17 protein-coding genes are annotated in these 20109 nt (G+C 44.6%); 3 read left to right on the plus strand and 14 right to left on the minus strand.

Annotated features, from left to right (window positions below; all coding sequences use genetic code 11):
* Positions 1-71: 71 nt before the first annotated feature.
* From AC0VYI_RS20850 to garD, 11 genes are all read right to left on the minus strand, one after another.
* On the minus strand, positions 72-869 hold the full coding sequence (locus AC0VYI_RS20850) for an NAD-dependent epimerase/dehydratase family protein (RefSeq protein ID WP_475445304.1): 798 nt from the start codon (positions 867-869) through the stop codon (positions 72-74).
* Between the two features lie 75 nt (positions 870-944).
* A complete protein-coding gene (locus tag AC0VYI_RS20855) occupies positions 945-2228 on the minus strand; it encodes a TRAP transporter large permease (RefSeq protein ID WP_475445306.1) in 1284 nt (427 codons plus the stop codon).
* 1 nt (position 2229) lies between these two features.
* On the minus strand, positions 2230-2757 hold the full coding sequence (locus AC0VYI_RS20860; RefSeq protein ID WP_199477529.1) for a TRAP transporter small permease: 528 nt from the start codon (positions 2755-2757) through the stop codon (positions 2230-2232).
* A gap of 108 nt (positions 2758-2865) precedes the next feature.
* On the minus strand, positions 2866-3867 hold the full coding sequence (locus tag AC0VYI_RS20865) for a TRAP transporter substrate-binding protein (protein ID WP_475445308.1): 1002 nt from the start codon (positions 3865-3867) through the stop codon (positions 2866-2868).
* A gap of 191 nt (positions 3868-4058) precedes the next feature.
* Positions 4059-5009: a 2-hydroxyacid dehydrogenase gene (locus AC0VYI_RS20870; protein WP_475445310.1), complete on the minus strand. Its 951-nt coding sequence runs from the start codon at positions 5007-5009 to the stop codon at positions 4059-4061.
* A 38-nt stretch (positions 5010-5047) separates the two neighbouring features.
* Positions 5048-5989 (minus strand): AEC family transporter, encoded by a 942-nt coding sequence (locus AC0VYI_RS20875; RefSeq protein WP_475445311.1) that lies wholly within the window; start codon positions 5987-5989, stop codon positions 5048-5050.
* Positions 5990-6054: 65 nt separating this feature from the next.
* Entirely contained in the window at positions 6055-7644 is a 1590-nt protein-coding gene (locus AC0VYI_RS20880; RefSeq protein ID WP_475445312.1) for an aldehyde dehydrogenase (NADP(+)), read from the minus strand.
* Positions 7645-7720: 76 nt separating this feature from the next.
* Complete coding sequence (locus AC0VYI_RS20885) at positions 7721-8479, minus strand: FadR/GntR family transcriptional regulator (protein ID WP_067013219.1); 759 nt, start codon at positions 8477-8479, stop codon at positions 7721-7723.
* A gap of 94 nt (positions 8480-8573) precedes the next feature.
* Entirely contained in the window at positions 8574-9899 is a 1326-nt protein-coding gene (locus AC0VYI_RS20890) for an enolase C-terminal domain-like protein (RefSeq protein WP_475445313.1), read from the minus strand.
* A gap of 125 nt (positions 9900-10024) precedes the next feature.
* A complete protein-coding gene (locus AC0VYI_RS20895; RefSeq protein WP_475445315.1) occupies positions 10025-10936 on the minus strand; it encodes a 5-dehydro-4-deoxyglucarate dehydratase in 912 nt (303 codons plus the stop codon).
* 150 nt (positions 10937-11086) lie between these two features.
* Positions 11087-12655 carry a galactarate dehydratase gene (gene garD / locus AC0VYI_RS20900; RefSeq protein WP_475445316.1) on the minus strand — a complete coding sequence of 523 codons (1569 nt, stop codon included), beginning with the start codon at positions 12653-12655 and terminating at the stop codon, positions 11087-11089.
* A gap of 253 nt (positions 12656-12908) precedes the next feature.
* On the opposite strand from garD, the gene AC0VYI_RS20905 reads away from it, so the two are divergent.
* Positions 12909-14252: an IS1182 family transposase gene (locus AC0VYI_RS20905; protein ID WP_475443365.1), complete on the plus strand. Its 1344-nt coding sequence runs from the start codon at positions 12909-12911 to the stop codon at positions 14250-14252.
* Positions 14253-14499: 247 nt separating this feature from the next.
* Here AC0VYI_RS20905 and AC0VYI_RS20910 read toward each other — a convergent pair whose 3' ends face one another.
* The gene (locus AC0VYI_RS20910) at positions 14500-16074 is read right to left on the minus strand and encodes an L-lactate permease (protein WP_475445318.1); all 1575 of its coding nucleotides are present in this window, start codon (positions 16072-16074) and stop codon (positions 14500-14502) included.
* Between the two features lie 334 nt (positions 16075-16408).
* Complete coding sequence (locus AC0VYI_RS20915) at positions 16409-16762, minus strand: winged helix-turn-helix transcriptional regulator (RefSeq protein ID WP_475445319.1); 354 nt, start codon at positions 16760-16762, stop codon at positions 16409-16411.
* Between the two features lie 101 nt (positions 16763-16863).
* Between AC0VYI_RS20915 and AC0VYI_RS20920 the strand changes: the two genes are divergently transcribed.
* Positions 16864-17613: an SDR family oxidoreductase gene (locus AC0VYI_RS20920; RefSeq protein ID WP_475445320.1), complete on the plus strand. Its 750-nt coding sequence runs from the start codon at positions 16864-16866 to the stop codon at positions 17611-17613.
* Positions 17614-17621: 8 nt separating this feature from the next.
* On the opposite strand, the gene AC0VYI_RS20925 is transcribed toward AC0VYI_RS20920, so the two are convergent.
* Positions 17622-18464, minus strand: coding sequence for a hypothetical protein (locus AC0VYI_RS20925; protein ID WP_475445321.1), 843 nt, complete (start codon positions 18462-18464; stop codon positions 17622-17624).
* 155 nt (positions 18465-18619) lie between these two features.
* On the opposite strand from AC0VYI_RS20925, the gene AC0VYI_RS20930 reads away from it, so the two are divergent.
* Positions 18620-19954, plus strand: coding sequence for a YdgA family protein (locus AC0VYI_RS20930; protein ID WP_475445322.1), 1335 nt, complete (start codon positions 18620-18622; stop codon positions 19952-19954).
* Positions 19955-20109: the final 155 nt, after the last annotated feature.

The following is a 20109-nucleotide window of genomic DNA, read 5'->3' on the forward strand; positions in this document are numbered from 1 at the left end:
TTAACTCCATACAATGAAAATGCTAGAACATTGTGAAGTCAGCGCGAGAGGTAAAAGCCAACGAGCCAGTTTTAGTCGTCTTCGAAATGACCCGCTTTGGCAAATGGACCACCTTGAAAACGCACCGCCGGATCGTTCGAATCGATATTTTCTTCTAGGAGATAATCTTCCTGTTCAAACACCTCTGAAGAGTCTTTTGGCGTCCACCCTAGAAATTTTGCATGCTTGTTGTCCCACCAAGTGCTTGGGTTATCGGATACACCATACACAACGGTACAACCAAGGCGATCAGCAGCGTACACCTTTTTAATCAGCTCCGCTAAATCTCCCTCACTTAACCAAGTCGACAACATACGACGATTCAAAGGTTTCGGGAAGCATGAGCCGATACGCACCAAAGCCGATTCTATCGCAAATTTATCGAAGTAATATTGCGCTAATAACTCCCCAAAACCTTTCGAAACCCCATATAAACTGTCCGGTCTCATCTCGCTTTGCGCATCCAGCATCGTCTCTCTGTTATGGAAGCCAATAACATGATTGGAGCTGGCAAAGAAAATGCGCCTAATTCCGTGCTTACGTGCCGCTTCGTAAAGGTTGTAGGCGCCTTTAATATTGCCATTGAGAATATTATCGAACGTATTTTCCGTGGACACACCACCAAAATGAACAATTCCGTCACAACCCTCGACTAATGCCATCACACTGTCGTAATCAGCAAGGTCGCATTGCACAAAGGTTTCACTTGCCCTCAACTCGGTGACTGGGTTTAAATCCGACAACACGAATTCATCCGCCCAACCCGCCAGTTTTTTACGCATAGCAGTCCCTAAATTTCCGGCAGCGCCTGTTATTAAAACACGTTTCATGGACGACTCCTTAAAGCAAAATTCATCTAAAAAGGAGCGCGAAAATGAACCGCGTCCTCTCGTAAAAATGTAAAGTTAACTGGTGATCCAATTAGGTAAAGCCAACGATACCGAAGGAATAAAAGTCACCAATAGCAGGGCAACCAGAATGGCGATGTAGAAAGGCCAAATCGTTTTCACGGCTCGTTGAATCGGCACTTGCCCAATAGCGCAACCAACAAATAAGCATCCCCCAACAGGTGGCGTACACAACCCCAACCCTAAATTCATCATTAGCATGACACCAAATTGAATCGGATCCATCCCCAAGCCTGTTGCCACAGGCAAAAAGATCGGCGTACAAATCAGAATTAAGGCCGCCATGTCCATAATCATGCCCAATATCAGCAAGATCAGATTCATTAATAGCAAAATAACAACGGGGTTACTGGAGACAGATGTTAGTGCATGAGCCAATACTTTGGGGACTTCATATAAGGCCAGCATATAACCAAATGCCCCAGCACAACCAACCAACACCATCACCATACCAGTGGTTCTAACAGAACGCACCACGGCCACCCAAAAGTCTTTTAGGCTCAGAGAACGGTAGACTAATCCAGTAATGACAATGGCATAAATCGCCCCAATGGCCCCAGATTCAGTCACCGTGAAAATACCGGATAAAGAGCCCCCCACGACAATAATCGCGGTGACTAACCCCGGAAAAGAAGCCAAGAAGGAGATGAAAATCACTTTCCAACCAGCAAACTCTTCCGTTGGAAAGTTCTTCCTAATTGAAATCCAACGTGCGGCATAGCCTAACAACAAACACATTAACACCCCAGGTACCACACCAGCCATGAACAGACTGGCCACCGAAATCCCACCGCCCGCAGCGACCACGTATAAGATCATGTTATGGCTGGGGGGAATCAAAATACCCGCAATGGAGGACGTCACCGTCACGTTCACCGCGTAATCGTCGTCATAGCCTTTTTCTTTCATCACAGGAATCAATAACGATCCCAACGCCGAGGTATCCGCCACCGCAGAGCCAGAGATACCACCAAACAGCATACTAGCGAATACGTTAACCTGGCCTAAGCCGCCACGCATCCATCCCACACTGGCGGATGCTAGACGAATCAGTCGTGCAGCAATGCCCCCATGCAGCATCAACTCACCGGCAAAAATAAAAAAGGGAATCGCTAACAAGGAGAAGGATGACATACCAGAGATAATTCGCTGAAAGCCAATCATCAATGGAATACCTTCATACCAAAAGGCTCCTAGGGCCGCCATGCCTAACGCAAAAGCAACGGGTACGCCAATAATTGTTAAGAGGCCAAATCCTCCCAATAACAATGCTAAGCCCATATTATTGGCCTCCATTAACAATAGCCGATTGACTAACAAACAGTTTTTGAATGCCAACCAAGATACGGTATAAAGAAAAGACAAAGATAAGGCCGCCCGCTACCATAACAGGGGCATAACGAAGGCCATCGGGAATACCTAATAAGGGAATTAATCGGTACCAACCAAACGTCATCAACTCTTGGCAATAATACAGCATGGCTGCACCGAACACGGCAAGGCAGGTATCGATCAATATATCAATCAAACGATTGGCCTTTTCTGGCAACAGTAAAGAGACCATATCAACACTAAGATGCGTTCTTTCATGGATCCCGACGGCAGCCCCCAAAAAGGTAATGGTGATGATCAATAGCATGGCCATTTGTTCCACCCAAGTAGGCGTGTTGTTTAATACGTATCGACCATAGACAAGCCATCCAAACGACACCACCAGTACAATCATACATAGGCCAGAGATCGTCATGGCTAAAAAAGCAAGTGCGTCCAAAAAACGCTTAACAAAAGAGGCCTTAATTGAAGCAGTCATCACATTACTCTTCATACAAAATCAATGATCACCACTGACCGGTAAAAGACAGTGGCACCCAACATTGAGAAGCCTTTACCAGTGATACCGAGTAAAGGCTTCAATAGCTTAAGGTGTTTCTTGAATTTGTTTAATTAGAGGAATGAGAGCGGGGGTGGCTTTTTCTGCTTCAGCGTAGACAGGCTTCATCTTCGCCTGGAAAGCGGCTTTGTCTTTTATCTCGTTGACAATCACACCCGCCTTAAGCAATTTGGCACGGCTTTCCTGTACCCGCTCTGCCCACAATTTACGTTCGAGCACAGCACTGTCTTGGGCAGCTTTCCTCACCGCCTTTTGATCCGCTGGCGACAAGCTATTCCACGCGGCTTTGCTCACGGCTAATACTTCAGGAAGAATCAGATGCTGCGTTAACGAGTAATATTTAGCCACTTCATAGTGATTGCTCGAATCATAAGAAGGCCAGTTATTTTCAGCACCGTCTACAACGCCCGTTTTTAAAGCTTGATAGACTTCGGAGTACGCCATGGGTGTTGCGTTCCCACCCAACTCTTTGACCATGTCGACATACAATTCGTTGTTCATGACACGGAATTTCATGCCCTTCATATCGGCAGGCTTCGTGATCGGATGTTTAGTGTTGTAAAAAGAACGGGAGCCGGAGTCATACCATGCCAAGGCAATAATCCCTTGTTTTGCCATGGCTTTCGCTAACTCTTTCCCTACTGGGCCATCCATTACGCGGTGCATGTGGGATTCATTTTTGAAAATAAAAGGCAATGACACCACATTGACTTCTGGCACCATAGTACCAATTGGCCCAAGGTTAAACTCCGCAAATTGAATACCGTTTACTTGCAGCATTTGGATCGCATCATTTTGATCCCCCAAGATGCCACCGTTATATACACGCCCAGAAACGCGTCCGTCCGTTGCCTTCTCAACATGCTTCATAAAAGATTCAATCCCCACCGTAACTGGATAACCAGCCGGGTGAACATTCCAACCTTTCCAATCAGCATGAGCTAATGGCGCCATGGTAAAAGTCGCGGCAATGGAGCCAGTTAACACCAATGCTGAAGCCAGTTTTTTAATGGAACATTTTTTTATCATTATTTTATCCCCTAATATGTCGTTGATAACGAGCTTATCCAAAAAGCGAGTTTGTCATACAAGCACAGGTCTTTTTAACACAAAAGTAATTCATCATACAACAGTCATCATATGTTTTATTTTACTAAAAAGGTGATGTCTGTCCTCACACCTATAGAACAAATAGAAGTAACAGCGAAAAATTGCTAAACTTAACCGACGGGGGTTAACAGTGGTTTTTGACTAAAATGGGCCGCCAAATTGTCTACCACCAGCTGTGCCATAGCCGCTCGGGTTTCATGGGTACCACTCGCGCAATGGGGCTGTAGAACCACATTGTCTAATGTGAATAAGGCTTCTGGCACGTTTGGCTCATCAACAAAGACGTCTAATCCCGCCCCTTTAATTCCACCCGCTTCGAGAAGCGCGACCAAAGCCTGCTCATCGACCACCGAGCCTCGAGCAATATTGATAAAATAGCCATGCTCACCTAACGCCTCTAGCACTTCTCGGGTAATCATACCTTGTGTTTCGGAACCACCAGGAACGGCGGCGACCAAAATATCCACATTGTTCGCCATCTCCTTTAGATTCGAAAAGTATGGGTAACTCACATCAGCTTGCGGACGCCGGCCAAAGTAACCAATTTCCATGCCAAAGCTTTCTGCTCGTTTCGCAATGGCTTTACCAATTCGTCCAAGACCGATAATCCCCATACGCTTGCCTTCGATCCTAGTATTAAGCTGGATCGGACCATCTTGTTGCCATTTCCTTTGACGAACCCAGTCCATACCTGGCACCAGACGGCGTACCGTAGCAAGCGTTAACATCAAGGCCATATCGGCAACATCATTGGTCAAGACATCCGGCGTATTAGTTACTGCCACACCTCGCTTGATACACTCTTCAACACAAATAGAATCAAAACCAACACTGCCACAGGCAACGATTTCGAGTTTAGGGAGCTGGTCCAACAACGACTCAGAAAAGCCACCGCCTCCCGTTGTCATAACCGCACGAATGGCTTCTCCATGGGCTTTGATTATCTGCTGTTTACCAGCTTGATCCGCTAAGTCATAACGATGTAATTGATAACGTTCTGCTAGCACGGCCATTTGAGTTGGGTAGCCAGGTGCCACAACCAATACTTCTATTTTCCCCATAGTAACCTCCTGTTTCGTTCAGCCATAAAAGTACGATGTTAACCGCCAGTCATGGCAATAATCATAGGGATACAAACCACGATCACCACTGACGAGAAGACGGTAGAGGTGGCAATAGCATTGGCGGTCGACTTGCCATCATCGCCTTTTGCCACCGCCGTCACATAAGCGGATGCCGCCGTTGGCGCAGCTAAAAAGACAAACAAAAACAGTAACTCTTTTTGCGAAAAACCAAAAAGAAAAGCCACCAAGGTAAACAACGCTGGACTAACAATCACCTTACAGACTAAAGCAATCGGAAAACGTTTTGGTAACGCCCAGCCACTGGTCACCAGTGCGCCCCCAATACAAATTAGGGCCAAAGGCAAAGAAAGGTTACCCACTAAATGCGCCGTTTTGAGAATAAACAAGGGCAGCTTTAAGCCCATAAGATTCGCAACCGTTCCCAAAACAATCGCAAGAATCAGCGGGTTCTTTACGAGGCTTTTCAACAATGGAACCAGATGCAAATGCCCTTTGCTATAGCGTGTCAGAATCACTTCTGCCAGCACATTAAACAGCAGAATACTCAGACCCGCCATAATACCGCCTATCGCCACGCCCTCTTGACCAAACATATTCACAACAAGAGCGAGACTAAAAATGCCACAATTGCCACGAAAGGCAATTTGCACAAATACCCCTCGCTGTATAGAAGGCAAACCAAGCCTTACCGCGAGAAACCAGGCAAATAAAAAGGTCAGAACGATCGACGAGGCAAAATAAAGGGCAAAATCCAAACTGATCAAGCCGCTTAAATTATTCGACAACATGCCTAAAAACAGCAAGGTCGGCATAGCCACTTTAAAAACAAAACGTGAGCTAATGAGAATAAAATCATCATTTAATAAACGAATCCGCCGCAAAAAAGCGCCGACAGCAATCATTAATAAAACAGGGGCCGCCACCTCTAAAATAACGCTTTTAGTCTCTAGTAACATATTTCTCTCAATAAAGAGCATGCATTTCAATGCATGCCCTATCAGCTCGTTGTAAAACGATTACTTTACACGATGAGCTTACCATCGACTAGCTGAGGAATAGACATAGGGTTACTGTTTTTAATCGCACAAGGAAGCAAAGCTTCAGGAAAATCTTGGTAACAAACTGGACGCAAGAAGCGGTCTATCGCAGCGCTGCCCACCGACGTTGAACGACTGTCAGAGGTAGCAGGGAATGGGCCACCATGCACCATGGCTTGACATACTTCCACCCCCGTCGGATAGCCATTACACAACAAACGGCCCGCTTTACGCTCAAACACTGGCAACAAAGTACGCACCGCTTCCACATCCTCATCATTCATCTGAATAGTGATCGTCAACTGACCTTCCACATGCTCCGCAACAGCTTTGTATTCTTCTAAGCTACGGCATTTTATAATCAGAGAAGTCGAACCGAATACTTCATCTTCCATCCCCTGATCGGCAAGAAAAGCGCTCGCTTCCGTTACAAACACATGGGCTTGGCACTGGTTTGGCGTATCGGCTTGCTGCCCTTTCGCCACTAATGTCACCTTATTATTGGCTTCAAGGGCGGCAACACCGGCACAGTAAGCATCGTAAATCCCCCCCGTTAACATCGTTTGACTGTTCAATGCACGGGTATCTGCTGCGACTTGCGCTAAAAAGTCATCAAAACCGTCACCTTCTAATGCAACCACCAAACCAGGATTAGTACAGAACTGCCCTGCCCCCATGGCCAATGAGGCGACAAAACCGGAGGCCACTTTTTTCGCCTGGGTCGCCAATTTACTTGGCATCACAAAAACCGGATTAATACTGCTCATTTCCGCGTAAACCGGAATCGGTTCAGGGCGATGTTTAGCAATATTGACCAGCGCCAGTCCCCCTTTGCGCGAGCCAGTAAAACCAACAGCTTTAATATGAGGATGAGCCACAAGCTCACCAGCTATTTGGTTATCTGAAACAAACAGTAAAGAGAAAACGCCTGCTGGCATAGCCGATTTTTCCACAGCACTTTGAATAGCACGACCGATCAGCTCCGATGTCCCAGGATGAGCAGGATGGGCTTTCACTACCACTGGGCAACCCGCCGCCAGTGCTGACGCTGTATCGCCACCCGCCACGGAAAAGGCCAATGGAAAATTACTGGCACCAAATACGGCAACAGGGCCTAAGGGAATTTTTTGCAAACGTAAATCAGCACGAGGAAGCGGCGTACGATCCGGCATCGCAGGATCAATACGAGCATCACTGAATCCTCCCATGCGAATGACCGAAGCAAACAAACGAAGTTGCCCCATCGTACGACCTCGCTCCCCTTCAATACGCGCCTTTGGTAATCCGCTCTCGGCAACAGCACGCTCGACTAAGGTATCCCCTAGAGCAAGAATCTCATCCGCAATACATTCTAAAAAGCTCGCTCTTTTTTCAATGTCCAAAGCACGGTATAGGTCGAAGGCTTGCCAAGCCGCATCAACCGCTTGATCCACATGCGCTTTGCTACACCCTAAATAGCCAGGCTCAAGAACCTCATTGGTCGCTGGATTAATGCCATGGACCGCCTTGCCCGAGCCTAATACTGCTTGGCCTGCGATGAGTGATGTTCCCTTAAGAATGGTATTGCTTTGCATGCTCTTCCCCTAGTTTTTGTTATGAAAACACTAATACCTAGTTGCTACGCCTCGATTAAAGCGAGTTTGGCTTACTCTAATCGAATTTATTGTTGTCCTGGTATCGCTGATACAAATGGTAAGCACGATACAAATGATTGTGCATGGCTTGTTTGGCCCCTTCTGCATCTTTGTTTTTAATACAGTTAAGTATCTCAAGATGCTCTGAGCGCACACGCTGTAAATAGCTGTCCGTTGCGACCTGTTTTAAATCACTGTTTACTAAATTCGCTCTCGGTATCACGTTCTTATTAAACTGCTCATAAAATTGCTTTAAAAACGGGTTGCGTGTTGCGGTACAAATGGCCAAATGAAATTCATAGTCTTCCTTGCGAGCCAGTTCACCACGACTTAATGCCTCATCAAATGCTTGAAAATGGGCTTCTAACAGGGCGACTTCTTCCTCTGTACGACGCAATGCCGCCAGCTCACACGCCGTGGTTTCCACGCTAATACGCATTTCCAAAATGTGCAAAATATCATCGATGGCGGTTGGATCAATTTGATAGGCAAACAAGGTTTCTGCGGCTTGCGTTCTCAATACACTGGTCCCAACACCACGTTTAGTCTCCACCAAGCCTAACGACTTTAACTGTGTAATCGCTTCACGAATGACCGTTCGACTCACCCCAAACAAATCACACAACTCATTTTCTGTCGGCAGCTTATCTCCTACGGCTATGGCACCCGCAGCAATTTGTTGCTCCAGTTGTTTTGCCACATTACTGGCTAAGCTATCGCTTTTGCCTACCCGTTCAATTTGAAATCGATTTACCAATTTGCCCTCGCTATTCATGATAAACATGCATCTTTGTCTGAAAATAAGAACATTACCCTAGGGTTCCAGCTCCCACAAGCAAAGGTTTTTATCTGTACGCATTACTCATCGCTCATCGAACCAATGCCGGTTTTTTGGGATCAAATGTCCAACCTGGGATCAAAAACTGCATCGCCAAACTGTCATCACGCTGACCCAATGTGAGCGTTTTGTACAATTCATGGGCTTGTATTAAGTTATCGCGATCCAGTTCGATGCCAAGGCCCGCTTTTGTCGGTACCTTGATTTTGCCAGCGCGAATCTTAAGCGGTTCTTTGGTGAGACGCTGCCCATCTTGCCAAATCCAATGGGTATCAATGGCGGTCACTTCACCAGGACAAGCCGCTGCCACATGGGTCATCATTGCCAAAGAAATATCAAAATGATTATTACTGTGTGAGCCCCAGGTCATGCCCCATTCGTTACACAACTCACCAACCGCCACCGCGCCTTGCATGGTCCAAAAATGGCAATCCGCTAAAGGAATATCAACCGAGTCCAAACGCACAGCGTTCTTTAATTGCTGCCAGTCGGTGGCAATCATATTGGTGGCGGTTTTCAATCCGGTACGACGCTTAAATTCGGCCATGGTTTCTCGACCAGACCAGGCTCCCTCTTGCCCACAAGGGTCTTCAGCGTAACTCAGCATGTGTTTCACTGGTGTTAAATAGTCTATCGCTTGCTGAAGAGTCCACGCTCCGTTGGGATCAAGTGTCAGGCGGGCATCAGGAAAAGCCTCATACAAAGCAGCAATACACTCTGCTTCTTTATGCCCATCCAGCACCCCACCTTTTAATTTAAAATCTTTAAAGCCATAACGGGCATAAGCCGCTTTTGCTAGGTTAACAATCGCCTCAGGCGTAGTGGCTTCCTTACCGCGAACCACATCCCAATCGTCCATAGGGTGATCGTAGGCAGGGTAAGGTAGATCAGTTTTTGTGCGATCTCCTAGAAAGAATAAATACCCCAGTGCTTCTATGTCGTCACGCTGTTTACCATACTGGCCAAGCAAATCGACAACAGGCAATCCCATATTTTGCCCCGCCAAATCCAACAGTGCCGATTCAACTGCAGTAATCACATGGACCGCGGTGCGCAAATCAAACGTTTGATTACCGCGCACATCATCAGATTGGCCTGATATGGCATGACGAACCTGACTGATAATAGACTTCCATTTTCCAACGTTCTGGCCTTCAACAATGACGCGACACTGCTCTAGTGTGTTGATAATATTATCGGTTGCTGGTACTTCACCCAGACCAATATTGCCATCATTATCCTCTAAGACAACAACCGTACGGATAAACCAAGGAGCATGGCCGCCGCTTAAATTTAATAGAAAGCTATCGTAACCGGCGACAGGAACAACCTGCATTTTTTTTATTGTTGTAAACATAATACGGGCCTACTTTATCCATAGAGGCCTTTTAACGCTGTATTGGCACCCACAGCCGTGTATAAAGGTCTCTCATAAAAATAAAAAGAGAAGGCTGGCACAAAACCCCAACCTCCTTAAGGGAGTTAGCTGTTTTTCTTAATAAGCGCTTCTAGTTGGTCGTACTCCGCCGCATTGGGCATAGTCAAAGGCGCGCGCACAGCCCCCGCTGACTGACCAGTGATGGTCGCCCCTGCTTTGATCAAGCTCACCGCGTAACCTTTTTTCGTATCTCGTAAGCGGCAAAAAGGAATAAAAAAGTCTTTAATGATGGCCGTAACCGTATTTTTCTCACCGGCACGTAGTGCTTTGTAAAACTTATTAGCCATCTCCGGCATAAAGTTAAACACCGCAGAGGAATAGGTATTCACACCAATAGACAAGTAAGCTTCAGCGAAAATTTCCGCTGTTGGTACACCACCAATGTAAACCAAACGATCACCAACGGTTTTAATGGTGTCATTCAATGCAGCAATATTACCCACACCGTCTTTCAAAGACACCATATTCGGGTTACGAGCCGCCAGCTCTTTTACACGCTCAGCGGACAAACTACCATTAGCGCGATTGTAGTAGATAAAATGAATGTTGCTTGATGCCATCACCTGACTAGCGTACTCAACAATACCGTCTTCAGGACATTCCGTCAGAAATGGCGGCATCAACAAAATACCATCACAACCGGCTTCGTCAGCAATGCTAACGAATTTTTTAGCGTCTGATACACTGCGTCCTGCAGAAGCAATAACTGGCACACGCCCTTTTACTGTCGCAACGGATAACTCAACAATTTGGCGATAATCGTCTTCATCCAGTGAAAAAAACTCACCCGTTCCACCCGCAACAAAAATAGCAGACACACCATGTTCGATAAACGACTCTAAGCGCAGGCGGAATGTTTCAGCGTTAAATTTACCATTGGCATCAAAATCTGTTACAGGAAACGACAACAGCCCATCACTCAACGCCGATCTCATTTGTTCTACCGAAAAAGCCATGCTTCTTTCCTCATTATTTATATCGTTGAAAGTAAAGCCTTAAAAAGGCTATTTAAATGATTTAGGAGGTAGTAATTCAACCTATATAATGTATTACATCATACAACAAAGACAACAAATGACAACCTCTATATCGACTCGCAGAGACCATCAAGTCACAGGCGCAGGATTAAATAACACTAAGTCGTTATGAATCCCCAAACGGTCTGCCGCCACCTGCTTACGACCACTGGCCACATCAATAATCAAATGGAACAGCTCCCAACCCGCTTCTTCTAAGGTAATCTCTTTGGTGGCAACACGACCGGCGTCTAGATCAATCAGATCATGCCAACGATTACCTAAATGACTGTTGGTCGAAACTTTAATGACTGGCACCACCTCAAGACCATAAGGTGTGCCACGACCTGTGGTAAACACATGCAAGTTCATCCCAGAAGCAAACTGTAAGGTGCCACAAATAAAATCGCTTGCTGGGGTTGCCGCAAAGTTAAGGCCTCGCTTACGAATACGTTCGCCGGGACTTAACACATCAACAATTGGACTGTTGCCAGATTTCGTAATGGAACCAAGGGACTTTTCGACGATATTATTTAATCCCCCTTTTTTATTACCGGGTGTGGTGTTAGCACTGCGATCCGCCTGGCCTAAACTCAAATAATTGTCGTACCACTGCATTTCACGCAGCAAGGCTTTTGCCACTTCCACACTTTCGGCGCGCGGTGTTAATAAGTGAATAGCATCGCGCACTTCTGTCACTTCAGAAAACATCACGGAGCCGCCAGCACGAATAATCAGATCGGAGGCATACCCCACAGCTGGATTGGCGGTAATACCAGAAAAAGCATCACTTCCACCGCATTGCACCCCCACAACCAATTCAGACAACGGACAAGATTCGCGACGACGCCGGTTCAAACGCTCAAGATGCGCCTCCGCCATCGCCATAATGCTATCAACCATGTCTTGAAAACCGTGATGCGCTTCGTCTTGCAGACTAACCACATTGTCTTTTAATAATTGAGCCGCAGCGGAATTCGGCAAAATATTCACCGCTTGCGCATCGTCGATATCAAGTAAACGATGAGGTTGGAGTTTTTCACACCCCAAACCAATGACCATCACCTCACCACCAAAATTAGGATTTTTCGCCATGTTTTGTAAGGTACGAATTGGCACAATCGCTGCAGGAGCATTGATGGCCACGCCACAGCCATAGCTATGATTGAGAGCGACCACCCCATCGACGTTCGGATACTTTGGTAACAAAGTATGCTTAATGAGCTTTACTAGGTATTCTGTTACACCAGAAACACACTGCACACTCGTGCTGATACCGAGCAAATTTTTTGTTCCTGCAGAACCGTCTGGATTTCTATAACCATCAAAGGTATAGCCTTCTAGGGGATCAATGTCTGGCTTAGCGCGTGTCGCCAATGGTAGCTCGTCCAACTTAGGTGGCGTAGGCATAATCATTAACGCTTCCGACACCCAACGCCCTACAGCCAATGGCTCCTTTGCGTACCCAATCACCTCGTTGTAACGAATGATGTCTTGCCCCTGCTCAATCGCTGTTAGCGTCACTTTATGACCCTGTGGCACCGCTTCTTTTAATACAATACCACCTTCCAACTCTGCTCCCGCCGGGGCCCCACCTTGATTAACAATAATCGCCACGTTATCGTTAGCGTGGATTTTGATTAGCACATATTCATTCATACCTGCCCTCAACTGCATTCAAACTTTTGGTTTTATCATTATTTTTATGCCACTAATGAAAGCTTTCAAAGCAGCCAAGAATATCAAGTAAATACTGTCTATATTTACCACCAAAAATCATACATCATACAATTGTCTTTTCAAGGAAGTTTTAGATATTTCGCTTTTAACTAAAAATGCCGCTCATTTGAGCGGCATTTCAGACTGCTGATAAAGTCCTCGCCATTCGGCGGGGATTTTTTATAATAACGGCATGCTTAAAGAACGCCCTCAAACCCAGTCTACTTTAGAGTTTGTTTCCATCGACGAGCTCGTCCCCAGTGATCACTTGCTTCGCAAGATTGATCGAATTATTGATTTTTCCTTTCTACATGATCTTGTGAAGGATTTTTATTGCGCGGATAACGGTCGTCCCGCTCTCGATCCTACTCTCATGTTTAAGTTGCTATTTATTGGCTACCTTTTTGGTATTCGTAGTGAACGTCAGTTGATTAGAGAGGTTCAAGTTAATGTCGCTTATCGTTGGTTCTTAGGTTTAGGCCTGACTGACAAAATTCCCGATGCTTCCACTTTGAGTGCAAACCGCACACGTCGTTTTAAGGAATCCGATATCTATCAAAAGATCTTTGATGAGATCGTACTCCAGGCTATAAAACACAAGTTAGTTGGCGGAAACACCTTTTATACGGACTCCACACACCTTAAAGCCAATGCGAACAAAAAGCATTTTGAAAAAGTAGTGGTTGAACAGTCCCGACAGGCGTATATGGATGAGCTCGATAAGGCCGTTGAGGAGGATCGACTCGTTCATGGAAAAAAGCCTTTACCACCTGAAAAAAACAAGGTGGAGAGTCGTGAAATCAAGCAGAGTACGACGGATCCAGAGAGTGGCTATATGGTACGAGATACTAAGCCCAAAGGGTTCTTCTACTTAGATCACCGAACGGTTGATGCACGTTGCAACATTATTACTGACGTACACGTCACCGCAGGCAATGTCCACGATGCTGTCCCTTATTTAGAGCGATTGGACCGAATCAAAGAACGCTTTAAGCTTTTCATCACATCGGTCGGAGTCGATGCGGGGTACTTTACCTCGGCAGTTTGTCATGGGTTAGAAGAACGACATATCTATGCCGTGATGGGCTATCGTCGTCCTAATCACAAGAAAGGCTTCTTCTATAAACGCGAATACAAGTACGACAGGGAACAAGATGTCTACTTCTGTCCGCAAGGTGAAAAACTCATTTACAAAACCACTTCTCGAGAAGGTTACCGTCACTACGACTCAGATAGCCTGATCTGCGCGAACTGCCCAGAAAAGCACCGCTGCACCACAAACAAAAAATCGGTCAAAACCATTACGCGTCATGTTTGGGAAGATAGCAAAGAACGCATCAATGCCCATCGGCTAACCCCATTAGGCAAAGTCATTTATGCCAGACGAAAGGAAACCGTGGAACGAAGTTTTGCCGACGCAAAAGAGCTGCATGGCTATCGATATGCACGATTTCGAGGAACAGATAAAGTAGCTTCTCAATGTCTATTAACGGCAGCCGCCCAAAATATGAAAAAGATAGCCTTAATGCTTAGCTAGAGGCTTTTATTTGTTCAAAAAAATGACGAAATCGATAGTCAGAGCCTTAATAAAAGGCCTCAAAGAGCTCTAAGTAACTAATGAGATATCTTGAGTCACTTAGGAAGGAATGTGAGCAAAAGACTCAGAAAAATAAAACCCCAGCAAAAAACTGGGGTTTATCAGTAACCTGAAATGCCGCTCATTTGAGCGGCATTTTTATTGATTCTATCTATTTGTTTTTAATTTAATTACGGCATTATAAGCCTTATAAGAACACACTAACCAATGCTGCGATTAATCCGTAGATCGCCATAGGTACCACCGTACGTTTCATAATAAAGCCTTCTTTATGGCTAATACCCAATATGGTCGATACTGCAATGATGTTATTCAAGCAAACCATATTCCCCATCGCCCCACCTACCGATTGCAGAGCTAGAATCAGTGTTTGTGGCAAGCCAACGCTCACTGCAATGCTTTGCTGAATGGCACCAAAGGTTAGGTTAGACACGGTGGCCGAACCAGAGAAGAAGGCTCCTAGTGCTCCTAGATAGGAAGCAAAATAGGTCCATTTATCACCAGTTAATTCGGCAAAGGAGTGGCCGATAACCAGCACAGGAGAATCTAACTTACCCAGCATCATGAACTTCACCATGACTAGGGCCCCCATTAACGAAATAGACGGCCACAGAATACGACGTCGACAATCCGAAAACGCCTCAAACACTTGGCCTTTAGACATTTTTAGGATCGGAATAGAAATAAGCACAACCACTAAAAATGGAATCAAGGCTGGCACATAGAGCGTCTTATAAGCCCATGACACACTGGTTCCAAAAATGTGCGTCAGAGAAATGGCTAACGAATCCGTTACACTTACTTGAGTGCTACCAAGGCTACCGTGTAACCAAGGTGTCATATCCGTCAAAATCTGCTTTATGCCTAGTTGCTTAATCCGAGTAATAATCAAGATCCCCACTAAGAGAATCATCGGGCTAATGGCGATCGCCAAAGCTTTACCGCTTACCCCTTTACGCTTTTCGTTATGTCGCGTCTCATTCGACAAACCAATATGATGACGAGCCAGAAACACACTGATGACTAAGCCAATTACACCACCTAGCAGCGAAGGGAATTCATAATTCCATTGGGCAATCAGTAAATAAGGTAAAGTACAGGACAACACACTCAACAAGATAAAAATAATGTTACGACGGATATCTTGCCAGCTCACCACAAAGCGCAACGCAATAATCGGAATGAAAAAAGCCGCAATGGTATGAACAAGAGCGGTATATTGAGAGATACTTAAAATTTCCGCATCTTTTAAATTTAACGGTGCAAAACCAAACCAAGTCGGCGTGCCAACAGCCCCGAACGATACCGGTACCGAGTTCATGGTTAGCGTCAGCAAAATCACTTTGATGGGGTTAAAGCCTAATCCCACCAAAATGGGCGCGGCAATCGCGGCAGGCGTACCAAACCCCGAAGCGCCTTCAATCATAAAGGCAAACGCCCAACCAATAATCATCAGCTGAGCAACGGCATTCGTACTGATGCTCTCTAACCAATGACGCACGATATTCTCAGCACCAGACAATACCATCACTCGGTTCAACAATATCGCCCCCGCGATAATTGAAATCGGGGTGAGAGTCGATAACACGCCAGAGATTGCGTTGGCTAACAGAAGGGTTTGATTCGCATGAAAATAAAAAACCTGAAATATGCCGACCAGTAACGCCGTGGCGGGTAACGCAATATAGGAAGGGACAGGATGCTTTTTTGTCATTGCATAGATTAATAAAACAATAGGGAATATGGATACCAGTAAATCCATTGCATTTCTCCACTCAATGTCCTGATGGACGTAATATTATTTTTGTTTTTTGCAACCGATGGCTGCAATTGGGAATGCGCCAATTATTAGGGAGAGAAGAAACAAAGACCATCTAGTACTTTTTCAGAAACAATCTAATAGAATTTGACAAAACACAAAATCACTACTAATAAGAAAATTTATTGCATAATAATCAATATGTTATAGTTTTATTCACAAAAACCTCTCTTCACTATTAGTGTAATTTTGGAATCAATGAATTCTTCCTTAGTGCATAATGAAATAACAACAAACACTTTATATAAAATTTTCTTATAAAAAAATCACCACCACATCATAGAGGTAGAGGCGCGCTTAGCTCCCCCCTATGTTCTCTCATCCACTGAGCCAATGAATCCAATGTTGGTTTTAAGGTTTTACCAAGCTCCGTCACTTGATATTCCACTCGTGGCGGCATTTCTGGGTACATGGTTCGTGTCACCAAACCTATCGATTCAAAGGCTCTTAATTGTTTGGTGAGTTCTTTCTGTGTGATAGGCGCTACCGCTCTTTGCAGTGCGCCAAAACGAATCGCATCATCCACCACGATTAAACGATAGAGAATCGGAATTGCCCATTTTCCTGAGACAAGATTGACAAAATCTACCATAGGACAAGATTCAGTAGACTGAGTAAACAATGTGGTCATTAATATTTTCCTCTTTAGTACCCATTTGGTACCTACTATTAAAAACATACTAATATACAGATAATGCGACCACTCAACCAATACAACAAGGTGGTATTTATATGAAACGTCTATTAGGTAAGCATGCTTTGATCACGGGTGGCACCGCAGGAATAGGATTAGAAACCGCCAGACAGTTTTTACAAGAAGGCGCTCATGTCGCTATTACGGGCCGTAGCGACATCGGATTAAAAGCGGCAAAAGAAGAATTTGCTGACCATCTCTTAGTGTTAAAAAGCGATGCGAGTATTGTCGCGGAACAAAGGCGTCTTGCTGAGCAGATCAGCGTATCTTTCCCTCAATTAGACATAGTGTTTATTAATGCAGGTGATGTCACTCATCAACCACTAGAAAAATGGGATGAAAATACCTTTGATCACGTTCTCAATACCAATTTAAAGGGGCCGTTTTTTCTTATCCAGTCACTTTTACCACACCTCTCCGAGTCTGCTTCCATTATTCTTTGTGGTAGTGTTTCCGCCCAAATAGGTTTGCCACAAAGTAGTGTTTACGCAGCCAGCAAAGCCGGACTCATTTCTTTCGCCAGGACATTATCCGGCGAATTAAAAGATCGAGGAATCAGAGTTAACGCCCTTAGTCCAGGTCCAACACAAACCGATGCCTTTAAAAAATTTGGTCTAGAACAAGAAGAGGAGAACGCTCTGCGAGCGGAGGTAAGCAATCTTATTCCTTTAAAACGCATGGGATCGGCAATCGAACTGGCAAAAGCGGCCGTGTTTTTAGCCTCAGACGAATCCGCTTATATGCTCGGCTCTGAGTTATTGATGGATGGCGGCATTGGCAATGTCTGAGTAGCCACTTAAACAGGCCCGACCCAACGTCGTCTTCGATACCTATCAAAAACGTGCTTTTTCTCCACTCTCATTTCAGGCATATGCTGTTGAATTAAAGCTACTGTATCGGCAATCAAACTTTCCATCATTTCAGCGCCTTCTAAAAAAGGCGCTTTATAAATCGCCTCAAAGCGCTGCCAACAGTTTTCAGGTTGAATAGGCAACCCCTTTAAACTCTGTTCAAGGCTCTTAAAGTCAACAGAGAACATACCGTTTAGGGCAAATAGCAAAAGCCCCATGCGTTTTTGAATACCTGAGATCAAACCATAATAAATGGGTAAGTCTTGACGATGGGCATATAATTTCAAATCTGGTGAGGTAATAGCCGCTAGATGTAGAGCAACCACTTCTTGGCGTTTTTTCAGTGGAAAATGCAGATCATTGCGCCATTGTATCAATTGCGAGGAAGTTTTTAGTAGCATTCCATTTTGAATAACCCATAAGGTTTCCTGAATGGCATTAGTCAGTGGAGCCGTGTCGATACAACGAATAAAACCATCAATGACTTCCTCCGAGCAATGCCAAAGATCGACTTTTAAGCCATCAACATAAAAATAGTCGGTTATCAAACCATTCCCATCAGGCTTTGAAAAAGTAGCATCGGTGCCCGCCGTCCTTTTTACCATCTCCTGTCTATCACTAAGAGAAGGTAAGCTTGTATAAAACAGACCTATTTCAATATCTGAATAATCATCCGCCCAACCTTTAGCGACAGAGCCACCAATAAGAGCCGTATGGTAATCCATAACGCACAGACGAGAGAGCAATTTTCGCGCAAATTCAACTCTAAGGGTGATAGCTTGATTCATTTTGTTACCACTCCACAAAAATGGTACGACAGGTAAGCTGTTGTACAAAGAACACACTGTAAAATACAAGGAGGATGGAGTCTACTAGCATTCATTTAATTGCTGATTCTCTGTACAATGGCAATCAACTCATTAATTTAGAAAAGGAAGTCTTTGTGAAAAAGCTACTTGGTATACTCGTTATTGTGCTTGCCGCTGTGTGTCTTATTTCTCCCAAAATTATTGCGGGTCAATATCAGAAACAGCTAGAAAGCTTTATTGCCTACCTAAATCAATCGGCAGGTTATCATGCTAAAATCGAATCAATGGATAACTCCTGGTTTGGCTCAAAGGCCAATATTTCAGTGGAAGTTGATCCGTCAACGATTGATCCTAATAGTCCAATCGGCTCCATAAAAGCCAATATCATTCTCGATACACACTATGGCCCGCTATTATTCAATAAACAAAGTCTTATCGGACTGTATTCAACACAGGCTAGCATTCCAGCCGACAAAGCACGCGACACCTTGGTTTGGGATGATAACAAGCCCTTATATCAGCTTAATATAACCCGTGGTTTAACAGGTAATTTAACCATGGCGGATGCCATTCCAAGCTTTACCGACAAGGCAAAAACCCTGTTATTTAGCGGGTATTCTGGGTCAGGCGAGAATAAAAACAACACCTTTCACTATCAAGGTGCACTAAAAAATATCAATATTGATGACCAACAACCGGCGTCGTTAAAAGACCTTTCCGTTAAATTAGCAATGGATACCAGTGTTGACCTGAATAATGGTGGTTTACGTGACAGCGATATGACATTGAAAGTCGGAGACATCCAAGTAGCATCGCAGATGGCAATAAAAGGTCTCTCTATTAACACCTACTCAAATCTGGATAAGAAAACACAGCTAGGTGACATAAAAATCAGTTATGGCGCAGACTCGTTTAGTCTCCCTTCGGTTCAAGTTACCAATCTCTCGCTTGTGACAGAGCTCAAAAATTTAAACAGTGGTGTCTTAACCAAAATCTACAAAGAACTTAATAACACTCCAGACGGAATGGATCCTACCAACCAAAAAACCCTTGCGGTTTTACAAGACAATCTTGGGCCATTTTTAGCCAGTAAGCCTGAATTCAATATTTCTGATTTTAGTGGTACTTTGCCCGAAGGCAGTTTTAAATCTAGCCTAACCAGTAAGCTTGCCGATATTAATGATCCTAAAGTAGAGGACTTATTTAACCCACAATTTTGGAAGTATTACACCATTTCTACAGCAAATATTCTGGTTGATGCACCACTTGCCGATAAACTAGCGCAACAATTTGTCGCCAAGCAAGCGCAAGTGCCAGTCCAATTACCACAAGTCAAACAACAAGCACAGATGATAATAGGGAATTTCGTACAACAAGGTTTGATCAAAAAAGAGAAAGACCAGTATAGAACAGAGATATCCATTAAAGATGGACAGCTCAGCGTTAACAATATTCCTTTACCGATGTAATACAGCAAGCAGTTCAATAAAAAATGCCACCCAAAAATATGAGTGGCATTTTTTATAAAAGGTAAAATGCATTTCGCCTTTCAATCAAATTCAACCTTACAAAAAAAAAGAGCAAGTCTTGAAAAGACTTGCTCTTTTTTAAAATAAAATTCGCT

This window comes from Marinomonas sp. 63XJN7_9_ISO-PGPR-S23-217, assembly GCF_056173515.1.